This is a genomic window from Nonomuraea sp. NPDC049158, assembly GCF_040648335.1.
Classification (GTDB): Bacteria; Actinomycetota; Actinomycetes; order Streptosporangiales; family Streptosporangiaceae; genus Nonomuraea.
Genome location: NZ_JBEZDM010000016.1, coordinates 54502 through 68114, shown reverse-complemented (window position 1 = coordinate 68114; position 13613 = coordinate 54502). Strand labels below are relative to the sequence as shown.

Sequence of the window (13613 nt, the reverse complement as noted above, 5' to 3'; positions counted from 1 at the left end):
GAGCCCGACTGACCCGTCCGAGGCCGGCGCGACGTAGGGTCCAGGACAGCAGCCACTTCACGGCCGACCGCGTCGGTCCTGGCGGAGATGGGAGCCTTCATGACCGTCACTCCGGCGCAGCTGCGCGCCCTCGCGAGTCGCGCCGAGGCGCTCACCGCGGAGGTGCGCGCGCTCTGCGGCACCGCCTTGAACGGATCGCCGGAACGCGAGCACCTCGCTGGGGCGTGGCAGGCCGCGGACTGGCTGGCCCGAGGCGCCGAGGATCTCCAGCAGGCGGCCGCGGACCTGGCCAGGCTCGCGGACCAGCCATGCGGCCTGCCGTGGGGCGTCTGCCCCGAGCACGGCAACACCCTGTCCGCCAGTGGCGGTGTCTCCACCTGCCGGGTGTGCCGTCGCGCCTGGACCGGCGACCTGCTCGGCCAGCCGTGCCGGGAGCCGCGGACGTGGAAGGTGATCGACCGGGCCGGGACGGAGACGCGGATGTGCGACGGGCACGTTCTCGGCGCCCGCGCCGCCGCCGCGGGCGCCACCTTCATCCGCCTCGACGAAGCGGGCGCGCAGATGTGACCTCGCTAGTGCCGGGCTCGTGGATTGACCCGGCAATTGGTGTGGAGATACTGGGCGGCTCCATTCTCGAAGTCGTAGATCGCGACTGTCTGGGTGTCTTCGAGGGGATCGGTGGAAGGCATCAAGAAGTGCGTGTCACTTACCGGGAGCAGTTCGTAGGTGATGCGTTCTGGTTTGCCGAGGAAGCCCGCGTGCATGGGGTCCAGGACGAAGGTGAGGGAGAGCTTTCCGTCTTCGGCCGCCACCTCGTAATGGGTGCCGAGCCGCCCGTACGTGCCCTCGTACCTGGACAGGTCGAGGTTCCGAGAAGGGTCGGGTTTCGGCAGGTCCGGGATGGTGACCGCGCCGAGCTCGGCCAGGACGACGTTGAGCACCTTCTTGTAGAAGCCGTCTCGCGGTCCCGCGTTCGCCAGCATCGAGATGGCGATATTCGAATCCGGGAGAATCCGCAGCCGGGCGCTCTGGCCGATGGTGCTGCCGTCGTGGGCGTAGACCGTCTCGCCGTGCCAGTCGCACACGATGAGCCCGAGAGCCCACTCCGGGCCGTACATGTACGGGTCGGGAATGGGGACGCGAGAGTCCATCATCTCGCGGATGATCTCGGGTGCGACGATGCGCGTGCCGTTCGGCGCCTTTCCCTCGTTGAGGAAGACGTGCGCCATCGTGAGCACTTCCCGGGCCGTCGAGTTCACGTTGCCGCCGGGTCCGAAGGAACGCGGCAGACGAGCCACTGGTGAAACGATGGGGCCCTCGTCAACGGACCGGATGATGTGGCCCGTCGCGGCCCGGCTCGGGTCCACCTGCTCGTGCCAGCTGGTCGTGGAGGTCAATCCCAGAGGATCGAAGAGACGGTCCTTCATGATGTCGTCCCACGTCTTCCCGTCGACCACCTCCATGATGCGGGCGAGGATCGCGTAACCCAGGGCCGCGCTGTAGCCATGGGTATATCCGAGGGGATGAACCTGGGGCGCGCCGGCGATGTTCGCGACCATGCGCTCATATACGTCGTCGTCCTCGCCGGGGTCGCCGTAGTCCTCCTCGATGCCGTTCGTGTGGTTCAGGAGGTGGCGGGGCGTGACTTTCGCGCTCACCTCCGGGTCGGCGACCCGGAAATCGCGAAGGTACGTCCGCACCGGCTCGTCCAGGCCGACTTTTCCCTCATCGACGAGCCGCATGAAGGCGAGGGCGGTCCATGTCTTGGACAGGGAGCCGCACTGGTAAATGGTGTCGGTCGTCGCGGGTTCCGGCGTTGACACCTCCTTGACCCCCAGGGCGAAGTCGGTGATCTCCCCGTCCTGGAGGATGCCGATCGCGGCGCTCGGGACCTGGTATTCGGCGAGGAGCTCGGCCGTACGGGCCTTGATCCGCGTTATGTCCAGCCCTTTCGTCATGGGGGCCTACTTCGGGAGGCCGACCGCGTTGGCGGTGTCGGCCTCGAAGTATTCGGTGGTGGCGAAGGGGCCGGCGTACTCCTCGAAGAAGCCCTCAACGCCGTCGATCGAGTCGTGCACGATGACGTTCACCGCCTTGGTCCCGTCGGTGCTCGACACCGCCAGGGTCCACTTCGCCCCCTTGGGCAGCTTGCCGTGCGCCTTCTTCAGTGAGCCCCAGAACCTGTCCTCGTCGGAGATCGTGGAAACCGCCATCACATGCATCCTCATTGTCCTCTCCCTGAACGTTTCCGAATGAGCAAAGGCTACGTTGCATTTGATTTTATGGCAACGACAGATAGGGCTATTAATGCAATTGACCTGCGCATTTATCTAACAATCGTTGCAACAGCCTTGCGGGGAAATGCAATATGGACCCGGCTGGCCGTTGCAATGTCCTGTCGCTGAACGCCACACTGGACCCCTGCGGACCGTTCGCGACAGGAGAGGCGCCGATGCCCGGAGGCAGGCTGACCCATCAGGACCGCCGGCGGATCGCGACCTGGCTGTCCGAAGGGCTGGGCTACGCCGAGATCGCCAGGCGGCTCGGCAGGCCGACCTCCACGATCAGCCGCGAGGTGGCGCGCAACGCCACGTCCGGCGACTACCTGCCGGACCGCGCCCAGCAGGTCGCCGCACGGCGTGCCCGCCGGGCCAGGCCGGCCCAGGCGGCGGAGCCGCCCGAGGGGCTGCCGACCGAGGCGGCGCGCGGCTTCGTGGACCAGTTCGCGTCCCTGCTGGCCGCGACCGGCGTGCCGCGGATGGCCGCCCGGGTGTTCGTCTGCCTGCTCACCTCCGACAGCGGGAGCCTGACGGCCGCCGAGCTCGTACGCCTGCTGCAGGTGAGCCCGGCGTCGGTGTCCAAGGCCATCGGCTACCTGGAGGCCATGGACCTGGTCGGGCGCGCACCGGATCCCGGCGGGCGCCGCGAGCGCTACGTGATCGACGACGACACCTGGCTACGGGCGTGGCGGACCGACACCGGAGCGCACGCCGAGATCGCGCGGACCGCGCAGCGCGGAATCGCGCTCTTCGGCGCCGACTCGCCCGCCGGGACCCGGCTGGGCCAGATGGGGCGGTTCTTCGACTGGCTCAGTGGCGAGATGAGCGGCAGCGGCCTGTCCGACACCGTCATGCGCGACGCGCTGACGGTGCTCGCCGCGCTGGCATACGCCGCTCGGCCGCTCACCGCGGACGAACTGGCCAGGTCGTTGGCCCTGCCCATGGAGCGGGTCGCTGACGCCCTGGCCGCGCTCGAAGAGCACCCGTCCGTCGCCGACCCGCTCGCGCTGCTGCGCACCCGGCCCGGCACGTACGCCATCACCACCAGATCGGACCGCCTGAGCCCAGCGCAACGCGAAGCGCTCGCGACCGGCTGAGCAAGCCCGTCATGCCACGCGCGGACCCGCGGCGGTGAGTGGCCAGGAGATCATCTTTACCGTGTCGCATCATCACTCTCCGTATCGGAAAACTACAGTGAGTGCTGGCTCTGGACCGGAAGATCATCGTCCAGCCTGATGAGAAGCCCTGTGCCCGTTCAGTCAGTCCCTTTCTCGAAAAGAGACCAGCATGCCGCGCATCAAGAAGACCGCTATGGCCGTTGCCGTGACCCTGACCTCCTGCGTCGGCGCGCTCGGCGCCTTCGCCGTCCCGGCACTGGCCGATCTCGGCGGCGCCTCCGGTCCGGGTGTCCGCGCCGCCGCCATCGTCAACGCCAACGGCTCCGTCGTCCGCTCCAAGGGCGTCACCGGGGTCCGCAAGATCGCCACCGGCCAGTACTGCATCCGGCTCGACGCCGACATCAACGCCGCCAACACCGTCCCGGTCGCCACCATCCAGTGGACGGGCTCGCCCTGGGACTCCAGCATCTTCGTCCGCCCCGACGGCACCATCGTCTGCGGGGACTACCGCGACATCTTCGTGGGTACCGGTAGCGCGGCCGGCGCCCGCGACACCGGCTTCCACGTGATCATCCCCTGACCGAAGCCGTCCTTGAGCGGCCGACCGGTTCGCCGCCCGGGCGAACCGGTCCGCGTGGCCTACTTACCGCGGGGCGGACACGGCGGTGATCTTGGCCGGGTTCATCATCCACAGCACCTGGTCGATGCCCTGCTCCGAGGCGTTGACCGTGAGGACCGCGAACACCTCTCCATCGCGGCTCAGCAGCGCGGCGCTCTGCCCGTTCGTGCTCGCGTACGCCACGTCGACCCCGACCCAGAAGCGGGTCGCGAACGCCCTGAGGTACTTCGCCACCCGCGACGCCCCCACCACGGGAAAGCGGGAGGCGCGCACGGCACCGCCGCCGTCGGAGTAGCTGGTCACGTCCAGGGCGAAAAGCTCTTCCAGCGCGGTCAGGTCGCCGGCGCGGGCGGCGGCGACGAAGGCCGTCAGCAGCCGGCGTTGTTCGGCCTTGGCCACCGGTGTACGTCGCTCGACCAGCACGTGCTTGCGCGCCCTGCTGACCAGCTGCCGTACGGCCGGCTCGTTGAGCTGGACGACGTCGGCGATCTGCCGATACGGATAGTCGAAGGCCTCCCGCAGCACGTACGCCGCCCGCTCGGTGGGCGTGAGCCGCTCCAGGAGCAGCAGCACCGCGAACTCCAGGGCCTCACCGCGCTCGGCGCCGAGGTGCGGATCCGCGCCGGTGTCGACGGGTTCGGGCAGCCACGGCCCGACGTAGGTCTCCCGGCGGGCCCGCGCGGACCGAGCGACATTGAGGGACAGCCGCGTGATCATCGTCGCCAGGAACGCGGGCGGATTGTCCACCGTGGCGCGGTCATAGTTCTGCCAGCGCAGCCAGACGTCCTGCACGAGATCCTCGGCTTCGGTGGCGCTGCCCAGCATCCGGTACGCGATCCCGAACAGGCGAGGCCGCACGCCGGCGAAGTCCATCGCGGCCTGCTCGAGATCCTCCGGACCGCCCGATTCGGTATCCGCCACTCCCATCGCCCCCGTTCGCACCGGGATGGCCCACGGTGGTGCTACTCGACCGTATCGTGCGATCCAGCCGTCCCGAGGAACCACCCCAGGCACAGCGTGGTAATCGAGTCCTTTGCCAGCAGGCGTGCGCGAGAAGAGACAGCACGGGGAAGAAGGGCCCTGGGCAAGACTCGCCGGGGCTGTCACAGGCTGAGAGGCTGCCCTGTCTTAGCTGGCGGACCGGCTGGCATAAGGGTGCCCCGGAGGGCAGGAAGGCACATCATGAAGATCGTGGTAATCGGCGGGACCGGCCTGATCGGCTCGAAGCTCGTGACGAAGCTGGGAGAGCACGGTCACGAGGCGGTGGCGGCCTCGCCGAACACCGGCGTCAACACGCTCACCGGCGAAGGGCTGGACGAGGTGCTGACCGACGCGTCCGTGGTGGTCGACGTGTCGAACTCGCCGTCGTTCGAGCGGGCCGCGGTGATGGAGTTCTTCGAGACCTCCACCCGCAACCTGCTCGCCGCGGAGGCGGCGGCCGGGGTCGGCCACCATGTCGCGCTGTCGGTCGTGGGCACCGAGCGGATGCCGGAGAACGGCTACTTCCGGGCGAAGATCGCCCAGGAGCAGCTGATCGAGAAGTCGTCGATCCCGTTCTCGATCGTGCACGCGACGCAGTTCTTCGAGTTCGTCCGCGGCATCGCCGACGAGGCCACGGACGGCGACCAGGTACGGATCGCGCCCGTGCTCTTCCAGCCCATGGCGGGCGAAGACGTGGCCGAGGCGATCGGCCGCGTCGCGGTGGGCTCGCCGCTGAACCGCCGGCTCGAGATCGCCGGGCCGGAGCAGTCGCGGATGGATGAGTTCTTCCGCGACGCCCTGGCCGCCTGGGGCGACCCGCGCACGGTGGTCACCGACCCGCACGCGCACTACTTCGGAACCGAACCGGGCGAGCGCACGCTGGTCCCCGCCGACGGCGCCAGCCTCGGCCGAATCCGCTACCGCGACTGGCTGAGCCAGAACACCTCTGGAAAGTAGCGCCTGCCCCAGATCCTCAGCAACGGGTAAGCCGTGTGCGGGACACACAACAGGAGACAGTCGCGGACCCCTTGCCGTATGTCTGGTAGGCCCGGCGCTCGATTCTGGCCTGGTCAGGCGTTACGGGCTCGATAAAGAGGCCCATTTCGCTATACGGCAATGTATGGGGAAATCATGACAGGAGCGAGAGAAGGCGCCGCGCGTCCGGGTGGGTGTCGAGAGTCATGACCTGATCCACCAGGCGCTCCCGGCCCGGTGCGAGGCCGTGGAACTTGGCGAGCAGTCGCTCGTCGGAGAGCGGGTTGGTGGGGGTACCGAGCGGATCGTTCACCCTGGCCCGCCGGACGGCACCCGAGGTCGTGGTGACGGTCAGGGTCGGCTCGTCGATGCCGCCCATCTCCGGGTCCACCTCCAGGTCGATGAGGTTCATGAGCGCGGCGGCCCGAGGGTCGCCTCGCCGTTCGGGGGCGTAGGCGGCCAGGTCGGCGTCGCCGTACAGGATTCTGGCCGCGATGCCGTACGGCAGGCTCAGCTGTGCGCGGGAGAGGGTGGTGACGTCGCGGCCGCCGCACATGCCGGCCACGAGCGGGCTCAGGCGTACGTTGATGCGGGCGATCTCGCCGGCGTGCAGGTCCAGGCCGCCGATCGCGTCGATGGCGGAGTGGGTGCTGCGGCAGGACGCGTACGGCTTGATGGAGCAGCGCGAGATCCGCCACACCGTGCCGAGGTCGCGGGTCAGCGCGCCGGGGTCGGCGTCGGTGCCCGCGTACGTCCGCAGGAAGCCGCCCCATACGTCGTCGAAGATCCGGCCGGGGCCGCTCGTGCCGGACGCGGCCAGCAGCGCGGCGGTCAGGCCGCCCTCGGCGGCGCGGCCCGCGTGCAGCCGCTTGCTCGCCGCGCCGTCGTGCACGAAGGCCCACAGGCCGCCGGAGAAGCTGGCCGCCAGCCCTAGCGCGTGGGCGGCCCGCTCGCTGTCCAGCTCCAGCAGCCGCGCGCTCGCCGCCGCCGCGCCGAACGTGCCGCAGGTGCCCGTCGAGTGCCAGCCGGCCTCGTTGTGCGCGGCGTAACCGCCACACGCCTCCAGCGCGCGGCGCGCCACGTCGTACCCCAGGACGATCGCCTCCAGCAGCTCGGCGCCGCTGACCGGACGGTCGGCGAGGCTGAGGCAGGCCAGCGCGGCGGGCACCACCACGGCCCCCGAATGATCGCAGCCGCCGGTGTCGTCGAGCTCGAGCGCGTGCGCGGCGACGCCGTTGAGCAGCGCCGCGTCGCGCGGCGCCACGGTCAGCCCGGTCCCCCAGACGGGTGCGGGTCCGGGCCCGGCCAGGCCGGGAGCGGGGGCGGCGGCCCCGGCCAGGGCGGCGCCCAGCGTGTCGAGGAGGTGCCGCTTGGCCCGCTCGACCACCTCGGGTGGCAGCGGCGGGGGCTTGGCGACGAGGTCGGCGAGCGGGAGAGCGGGCGGGAGGACGGGCGGGAGGACGGGCGGGAGGGGTGGTGTCACGAGGTCAGCTCCGCGAAGACGTCGGCGGGGTGGCCGGGTTCGTTGCCCGTACGGGTGGCGCGCCAGTGGTCGGCCACCTGGCTGCCGGTCGCGAACCACACGCCGGGCCGCTCACGCATGGCCGACAGCAGTGAGCGCAGGAGACCGATGCGGCCGGGCGTGCCGATCACCTCGGGCTGCAGGCGCAGCACGTAGCAGAGGCCGAAGCGGTGGTAGGCCTCGAACTCCTGGGTCCAGTTCTCCAGCACGGCGGCGTAGGGGGCGATGCGCGACTGCCCGGTGGGGAAGGGCGGGTCGAGGTTGAACATGAAGTAGGGGTGGTCCTCCAGCTCGTGGTGGAGCGGGATCTCCACCAGGCCGGCGGGGTGGAAGTACGGCAGGTCGTCGCCCCGCCACGAGGACGACCAGTCGATGCCGAGCGCGGGCAGCTCGGCCGCGAGCCCCGGCTTCCATTCGCCGATCGGCGTGCGGAAGCCGCGCGGCAGCGAGCCGGTCACCTCCGCCAGCGCGTCCTGGCCGCGTCTGATCGCGTCGAGCTGCCCGGTGAGGTCGAGCGGGTCGAAGTCCTCGTGCGCGTGGCCGTGGTTGGCGATCTCGTGGCCGGCCTGCCCTACCTCGCGGATCAGCCCCGCGTGCAGGCCGGGCACGAACCACGTCGCCGGCACCCCGTCCAGCGCGCCGAGCAGCCGCTCGACGCCGCGGGTCGCGCCGTACCGGCCGACGGACAGGGTCTTGACGCGGTCGCGGGTGCTCGGGTCGGCGGCCAGGATCGCCAGCTCGGCGTCGAGATCGACGGTGATCAGTACGGCGCAGCGCGCGTCATCCGGCCAGGTCATGCTGTTCCTTCCACCAGGTGGCCACGTCCACGCCGGTGGCGAACCAGACGTCGTCGTGCGCGCGCATGTGCTCGAACAGCCGCTCCAGCAGCAGGATCCGGCCCGGCTTGCCGGACACCTTGGGATGCCACAGCGTGCTCAGGCACAGCCCCTCCGCGTGGTAGCCGTCGAACTCGCGCTTGTAGTTGTCGAGCGTCGAGCCGTAGCCCGCGATGCGATCCAGCCCGGCCGGGTAGTCGGGGCGGCGGGTGTAGGCGAGATAGGCGTAGTCGTCCATGTCCCAGCGGACCGGGATCTCCACCAGCCCGCCCGGGTGCAGGTAGGGGCGGTCGTCGCCGCGCATCGAGCTGGAGTAGCGGAACCCCTCCTCGGCCAGGATCCGCGCGGTCACCGGCGACCAGTCACCCGACGGCGTACGGAAGCCGACCGCCTCGACGCCGAGTACGTCCTTGAATATGGCCTGGCCGCGGGTGAGGATCTCGCGCTGCTCGGCCTCGGTCTTGCCGTAGTACGGCTCGTGCCGGTAGCCGTGGTGCGCCATCTCGTGCCCGCGCTCCACGATCATCCGGCACCGCTCCGGCCAGGTCTCCACCACCCAGGCGGGCGTGTAGAAGGTGGCCGGCAGCTCGAAGGCGTCCAGCAGGTCGAGGATCCTGGGCAGCGCCCGCCACGGCCCGTACGAACCGAGCGTGAAGTATTCGGGCTTGGCCCAAATGCTGCCGTCCAGCATGGCCGCCCCCGTCGGCCCGTCGAGGTCGAAGGCCAGCGACACGCACGACTTCTTCTGGTACGGCCAGCGACTCACGCGGGCGAGCCGTTGAGGGTGACCTGCTTGATGGCGTTGTCCTTGAGACCCCACTTGTCGAGCAGCTGCTCGTAGGTGCCGTCCTTCTGCAGGGCGCCGAGTGCCTTGATGACCGCGTCGCGCAGGCGGGTGTCCTGCTTGCCGAATCCCATGCCCTGGTTGACCTCGGTGAACGGGTCGCCGACGACGTTGAACTTGCCGGGGTCCTGCTTGGCGATGTAGGGCAGGGTCTCGCTGCCCTGCACGGCGGCGTCGAGCCGGCCCTGGGTGAGCTGGGTACGCGCGTCCGCGGAGCCCTCCGTACCGACGACCTTGATCGGCTTACTGGCGCAGTTCTGCTCGCTCCACTTCTTGATCTCGTCAGGGAAGGACGTACGGCGGCTGGCGCCTACGGTCTTGCCGCACAGGTCCTTCGGATCGGCGACCTTGGTCGTGGAGAAGAACTGCGCGCCCGAGCTCATGTAGCCGACGAGGTCGAGCGTCTTGCGGCGCTCGGGCAGGTCGCTCATCCCCGAGAGGATCATGTCGATCCGCCCGGTGGTGACCGCGCTCTGCAACTGCTCGAAGGACGTCTCTTGCCACTTGAAGGTGACGCCGAGCTGCTTGCCGATGGCGTTGCCGAGGTCGATGTCGAAGCCGGTGAGCTGGTTGGTCGAGGGGTCCTTGAACTCCAGCGGCGGGTAGTTGGGCACGTTGCCGACCACCACGGTCTTGGACTCGGCGATCTTCGGCGGGAGCCCGCCGCTCGATTCGGCCTTGAGGTCCTTCGGCGCCTGCGCGGTGCAGGCGGTCGCGGCGACGGCGAGGCAGGCGAGGAGGAGGATGGGACGAGACCGATTGGGATAAGACAAGGTGAACTCCTAGAGAACCGCTGAGAGGAAGGTTTTCGTACGCTCGTGAGTGGGGTTGACCAGGACCTGGTCGGGGCTCCCGGTCTCGATGACGCGGCCGTCGTCCATGAACACGACCTGGTTCGCGACCTCTTTGGCGAACCCCAGCTCGTGGGTGACGACGACCATGGTCATGCCGGAGGCGGCCAGGTCGCGCATGACCGCCAGCACCTCGCCGACCAGCTCCGGGTCGAGTGCCGAGGTGGGCTCGTCGAACAGCATCAGCCGCGGCCGCATGGCCAGCGCGCGGGCGATCGCGACCCGCTGCTGCTGCCCGCCGGACAGGGTCGAGGGGTAGGCGCCGGCCTTGTCCTTCAGCCCCACCCGTTCCAGCAGCTCCAGCGCGCGGGTCCTGGCGGTGTCGCGCGATTCGCGCAGCACCCTGATCGGGCCCTCGACCACGTTCTCCAGCGCGGTCATGTGCGGGAACAGGTTGAAGCGCTGGAACACCATCCCGATCGGCCGCCGCTGCCGGGCGATCTGGGCGTCGCTGAGCTGGTGCAACTTCCCGTCGCGCTCCGTCCACCCGAGCAGCTCGCCATCGACCCAGGCGGCGCCCTCGTCGATCGTCTCCAGCTGGTTGACGCAGCGCAGGAACGTGCTCTTGCCCGAGCCGGACGGCCCGATGACGCACAGCACCTCGCCCGCGGCCACCTCCAGCGAGATGCCCTTGAGCACGTGGTGGGCGCCGAAACGCTTGTGGACGTCGACCGCCTTGATCATTTCCTCACCCCTCGGGAGAAGCGGCGCTCGACGACCAGCTGGCCCAGACTGAGGATGGTGACCACGATCAGGTACCAGAACGTCGCCACGAACAGCAGCTCCATGACGCGGTTGTTGGCGTAGTAGATGTTCTGGGCGCTGTGCAGCACCTCCTGGTACTGGATCGCGCTGGCCAGCGACGTGAGCTTCACCATGCTGATGAACTCGTTGCCGATCGGCGGCAGGATGACCCGCATGGCCTGCGGCAGCACGATCCTGCGCATCGTCTGGAAGCGCGTCATCCCGATCGCCTGCGCGGCCTCGGTCTGCCCCTGGTCGACCGAGAGGATGCCGCCGCGTACCACCTCGGAGGTGTAGGCGCCCTGGCAGATGCCCAGCCCGAGCAGCGCGGCGACGAACGGGGTCATCAGGTCGACCGTGCGCGCCTCGACGATGCCGGGGATGACGAAGTAGGGGAAGACCAGCGCCAGGTTGAACCAGAGGAACAGCTGCAGCAACTGCGGCGTGCCACGGAAGATCCACGTGTAGAGGGCCGAGACGGCGCGGGTGACGGGGTTCTGCGACATCCGCATCACCGCGAACAGCACGCCCAGCGCCACCCCGACGATCATGGCGAGCACGGCCATCACGATGGTGTTGACCACACCGGTCAGGATGGCCTCCGCGGTCAGGTACTGCCCGACCACGCTCCACTCGATCTGCCCGCCGGCGAACGAGACGACGATCGCCACGAGGGCGGCCACCACGAGGATCGCCGCCACATAGCGGCCGTAGTGCTTGCGCGCCACCCGGGGCAGGTGGGCGACATCTGTGGACATGGGGATCTCCTCAGGAGCGAGAGGTCAGAGCGGGTGACAGCACCCACAGGACTCGGGCGACCTCATCGCCGGGGTTGGTGAAGGTGTGGGGGGTGTCGCCGGGGAACAGGAACGAGTCGCCCTCGCACATCTCGACCCGCTCGCCCGCGGCCTCGATCGTGAACAGCCCCTTGAGGACGTGCACGAACTCGATGTCGACGGGAAGCGTGTACGGCTCGCGGCCCGACCCGCCGCCCGGCTCGATCTCGCTGAGCAGGACCAGCAGCCTGCTCTCGTCCTTCGGCGTCAGCTGGTACTCGGTCATGCCGCTGCCGCCGAACTCCAGCCTGGCCCGGCTCTCGAACCTGACCAGCCGCCCCGCCGAGCCGCCGAACAGGTCGCCCACGTCCAGGTCGAGCGCCTCGCACAGGCGCAGTAAGGAGGCGACCGAGATGGACACCTGGCCGCGCTCGAACCTGGACAGGAAGCCCTTGGTGAGCCTGGCCCGCTCGGCCACCTCGGTGAGGCTGAGCCGGCGCCGGCGCCGCAGTTCACGGGCCCGCGGGCCGAGCCCGGGCGAGTCCGGAATCGAGATCACGTCGCGGGGCCCTGGTAGTCGCGGGCCCAGGCGCGCTGCCGCGCCAGCACGTCGGTGAGGCGGTCGATCTGCTCGAGGACCCGGTCGGGGGAGGTGGCGCCGTAGCCGCCGCGCGCGGCGAGGGCCGCCTCGACGGTGAGGTGCGGGCGCACGTCCGGCGTCAGCCGCGCGTCCACCGCGGCCAGCTCCGCGTCCGACAGTTCGTGCAGGTCCAGGCCCTTGTCCTCGCACGTTCGCACGAGCACGCCGGTGATCTCGTGGGCCTCGCTGAACGGCACGCCGCGCCGCGAGAGCCAGTCGGCCGCCTCGGTGGCCAGTGTGAAGCCCTCGGTCGCCTGCCTGCGCAGCTCGTCGACGTTCACCGACAGCGTGCGCACCAGTCCGGCCATGGCGGGCAGCACGATCACCAGGGTGTCCACGGTGTCGAAGACGGCCGCCTTGTCCTCGGCCAGGTCCCGGTTGTAGGCCAGCGGCATCGCCTTCAGCGTGGCCATCAGGCCGTTGAGGTTGCCGAGCAGGCGGCCTGCCTTGCCCCGGGTGAGCTCGGCGATGTCGGGGTTCTTCTTCTGCGGCATGATCGAGCTGCCGGTGGCGAAGGAGTCGTGCAGCTCCACCCAGCGGAACTGGCGCGAGGCCCAGGTGCAGATCTCCTCGGACAGCCGCGACAGGTTCACCCCCAGCATCGAGGCGGCGAACAGGAACTCGGCCACGTGGTCGCGGCTGGCGACGGCGTCGATGGAGTTCTCGCACGGCCCGTCATAGCCCAGCTCCGCGGCCGACAGCTCCGGATGTACGGCTATCGCCGACCCGGCCAGCGCCGCCGAGCCCAGCGGGGAGCGGGCGGTGCGCCGGTCCCAGTCCGCGAGCCGGTCGGCGTCGCGGGCGAACGCCTGCGCGTGGGCCAGCAACTGGTGCCCGAACACGATCGGCTGGGCGGGCTGCAGGTGGGTGAAGCCGGGCGCCGCGGTACGGATGTGCGCGCGTGCCTGCTCCACCAGGCTGTCCTGCAGCTCGGCCAGCGCCAAGACCAGCTTCCTGGCGTGATCGCGCAGGTACAACCGCAGGTCGTTGGCCGTCTGGTCGTTGCGCGAGCGGCCGGCGCGCAGCTTGCCGCCCACCTCGCCCAGCCGCTCGACCAGGACCCGCTCCAGGAAGGTGTGCACGTCCTCGTCGGAGTCGTTCGGGCCGACGCGCCCGGCGCGTACGTCCTCGTCCAGCGTGTCGATCTCCGCCAGCAGCCGCGCCGCCTCGGCCTCGTCGACGATCTCGGCCCTGAGCAGCTCACGGACGTGGGAGCGCGAGCCCGCCAGATCGTAGGCCGACATGCGGAAGTAGCTGTCGGGCGAGCGGGACAGGGCGAGCAGGGACGGGTCGGCGGGCGAGCGGAAGCGTCCACCCCAGAGCTTTTCGGACAACGCGGTTGCCTTCCGGTAAACGAGGTTTTCCGACATAGTGGTCTGCGTCGCCAAGGGTGTCAATAGCTGCTTTTGTCGGGAAACGTGCTGTTCA

Annotated in this window: 15 protein-coding genes and 1 pseudogene; 5 read left to right on the top strand and 11 right to left on the bottom strand. The window is 69.7% G+C overall.

All coding sequences use genetic code 11. From position 1 onward, the window contains the following. The first annotated feature begins 99 nt into the window (after nucleotides 1–99). Nucleotides 100–567: a hypothetical protein gene (locus AB0B61_RS30990; protein ID WP_358439177.1), complete on the top strand. Its 468-nt coding sequence runs from the start codon at nucleotides 100–102 to the stop codon at nucleotides 565–567. A gap of 5 nt (nucleotides 568–572) precedes the next feature. Here AB0B61_RS30990 and AB0B61_RS30985 read toward each other — a convergent pair whose 3' ends face one another. Beyond that, nucleotides 573–1958 (bottom strand): serine hydrolase domain-containing protein, encoded by a 1386-nt coding sequence (locus AB0B61_RS30985; RefSeq protein WP_358439174.1) that lies wholly within the window; start codon nucleotides 1956–1958, stop codon nucleotides 573–575. A gap of 6 nt (nucleotides 1959–1964) precedes the next feature. After that, nucleotides 1965–2213 carry a hypothetical protein gene (locus tag AB0B61_RS30980; protein WP_358439171.1) on the bottom strand — a complete coding sequence of 83 codons (249 nt, stop codon included), beginning with the start codon at nucleotides 2211–2213 and terminating at the stop codon, nucleotides 1965–1967. A 155-nt stretch (nucleotides 2214–2368) separates the two neighbouring features. Between AB0B61_RS30980 and AB0B61_RS30975 the strand changes: the two are divergent. The 3 genes and pseudogenes from AB0B61_RS30975 to AB0B61_RS30965 form a co-directional block, all read left to right on the top strand. Further along, a pseudogene (locus tag AB0B61_RS30975) lies at nucleotides 2369–2674 on the top strand (helix-turn-helix domain-containing protein); the annotation flags it as partial. An 84-nt stretch (nucleotides 2675–2758) separates the two neighbouring features. Next, nucleotides 2759–3376 carry a MarR family transcriptional regulator gene (locus AB0B61_RS30970; RefSeq protein WP_358439555.1) on the top strand — a complete coding sequence of 206 codons (618 nt, stop codon included), beginning with the start codon at nucleotides 2759–2761 and terminating at the stop codon, nucleotides 3374–3376. A gap of 190 nt (nucleotides 3377–3566) precedes the next feature. Beyond that, nucleotides 3567–3977, top strand: a complete 411-nt coding sequence (locus tag AB0B61_RS30965) for a hypothetical protein (protein ID WP_358439168.1) — start codon at nucleotides 3567–3569, stop codon at nucleotides 3975–3977. A 63-nt stretch (nucleotides 3978–4040) separates the two neighbouring features. Here the strand turns inward: AB0B61_RS30965 and AB0B61_RS30960 are convergent, their stop codons facing one another. Continuing rightward, entirely contained in the window at nucleotides 4041–4937 is an 897-nt protein-coding gene (locus AB0B61_RS30960; protein WP_358439165.1) for an RNA polymerase sigma-70 factor, read from the bottom strand. 261 nt (nucleotides 4938–5198) lie between these two features. Here AB0B61_RS30960 and AB0B61_RS30955 point away from each other — a divergent pair, with 261 nt between their 5' ends. After that, complete coding sequence (locus AB0B61_RS30955; RefSeq protein WP_358439162.1) at nucleotides 5199–5954, top strand: SDR family oxidoreductase; 756 nt, start codon at nucleotides 5199–5201, stop codon at nucleotides 5952–5954. A gap of 172 nt (nucleotides 5955–6126) precedes the next feature. Here AB0B61_RS30955 and AB0B61_RS30950 read toward each other — a convergent pair whose 3' ends face one another. From AB0B61_RS30950 to argH, 8 genes are read right to left on the bottom strand one after another with little or no spacing between them, the layout of a single operon-like run. Then, on the bottom strand, nucleotides 6127–7455 hold the full coding sequence (locus AB0B61_RS30950) for an MmgE/PrpD family protein (RefSeq protein WP_358439159.1): 1329 nt from the start codon (nucleotides 7453–7455) through the stop codon (nucleotides 6127–6129). Beyond that, on the bottom strand, nucleotides 7452–8291 hold the full coding sequence (locus tag AB0B61_RS30945; protein WP_358439157.1) for a polysaccharide deacetylase: 840 nt from the start codon (nucleotides 8289–8291) through the stop codon (nucleotides 7452–7454). The genes AB0B61_RS30950 and AB0B61_RS30945 overlap by 4 nt, the downstream gene beginning before the upstream one ends. After that, the gene (locus AB0B61_RS30940; RefSeq protein ID WP_358439154.1) at nucleotides 8275–9096 is read right to left on the bottom strand and encodes a polysaccharide deacetylase; all 822 of its coding nucleotides are present in this window, start codon (nucleotides 9094–9096) and stop codon (nucleotides 8275–8277) included. Before AB0B61_RS30940 ends, AB0B61_RS30945 begins: the two co-directional genes overlap by 17 nt. Continuing rightward, a complete protein-coding gene (locus tag AB0B61_RS30935; protein ID WP_358439151.1) occupies nucleotides 9093–9947 on the bottom strand; it encodes an ABC transporter substrate-binding protein in 855 nt (284 codons plus the stop codon). Before AB0B61_RS30935 ends, AB0B61_RS30940 begins: the two co-directional genes overlap by 4 nt. Nucleotides 9948–9956: 9 nt before the next feature. Beyond that, complete coding sequence (locus tag AB0B61_RS30930; protein ID WP_358439148.1) at nucleotides 9957–10709, bottom strand: amino acid ABC transporter ATP-binding protein; 753 nt, start codon at nucleotides 10707–10709, stop codon at nucleotides 9957–9959. Then, nucleotides 10706–11527 carry an amino acid ABC transporter permease gene (locus AB0B61_RS30925; RefSeq protein WP_358439145.1) on the bottom strand — a complete coding sequence of 274 codons (822 nt, stop codon included), beginning with the start codon at nucleotides 11525–11527 and terminating at the stop codon, nucleotides 10706–10708. Before AB0B61_RS30925 ends, AB0B61_RS30930 begins: the two co-directional genes overlap by 4 nt. A gap of 10 nt (nucleotides 11528–11537) precedes the next feature. Next, a complete protein-coding gene (locus tag AB0B61_RS30920) occupies nucleotides 11538–12104 on the bottom strand; it encodes an XRE family transcriptional regulator (protein ID WP_358439142.1) in 567 nt (188 codons plus the stop codon). Beyond that, nucleotides 12101–13555, bottom strand: coding sequence for an argininosuccinate lyase (gene argH, locus AB0B61_RS30915; RefSeq protein WP_358439139.1), 1455 nt, complete (start codon nucleotides 13553–13555; stop codon nucleotides 12101–12103). The genes AB0B61_RS30920 and argH overlap by 4 nt, the downstream gene beginning before the upstream one ends. Nucleotides 13556–13613 lie beyond the last annotated feature (58 nt).

Excerpts from the sequence above, each read along its gene's own strand:
- AB0B61_RS30970 (WP_358439555.1), top strand. The coding sequence starts at position 2,759 with ATGGCCGCCCGGGTGTTCGTCTGCCTGCTCACCTCCGACAGCGGGAGC.
- argH (WP_358439139.1), bottom strand. The coding sequence starts at position 13,555 with ATGTCGGAAAACCTCGTTTACCGGAAGGCAACCGCGTTGTCCGAAAAG.
- AB0B61_RS30925 (WP_358439145.1), bottom strand. The coding sequence starts at position 11,527 with ATGTCCACAGATGTCGCCCACCTGCCCCGGGTGGCGCGCAAGCACTAC.
- AB0B61_RS30945 (WP_358439157.1), bottom strand. The coding sequence starts at position 8,291 with ATGACCTGGCCGGATGACGCGCGCTGCGCCGTACTGATCACCGTCGAT.
- AB0B61_RS30980 (WP_358439171.1), bottom strand. The coding sequence starts at position 2,213 with ATGGCGGTTTCCACGATCTCCGACGAGGACAGGTTCTGGGGCTCACTG.
- AB0B61_RS30930 (WP_358439148.1), bottom strand. The coding sequence starts at position 10,709 with ATGATCAAGGCGGTCGACGTCCACAAGCGTTTCGGCGCCCACCACGTG.
- AB0B61_RS30990 (WP_358439177.1), top strand. The coding sequence starts at position 100 with ATGACCGTCACTCCGGCGCAGCTGCGCGCCCTCGCGAGTCGCGCCGAG.
- AB0B61_RS30955 (WP_358439162.1), top strand. The coding sequence starts at position 5,199 with ATGAAGATCGTGGTAATCGGCGGGACCGGCCTGATCGGCTCGAAGCTC.
- AB0B61_RS30965 (WP_358439168.1), top strand. The coding sequence starts at position 3,567 with ATGCCGCGCATCAAGAAGACCGCTATGGCCGTTGCCGTGACCCTGACC.
- AB0B61_RS30985 (WP_358439174.1), bottom strand. The coding sequence starts at position 1,958 with ATGACGAAAGGGCTGGACATAACGCGGATCAAGGCCCGTACGGCCGAG.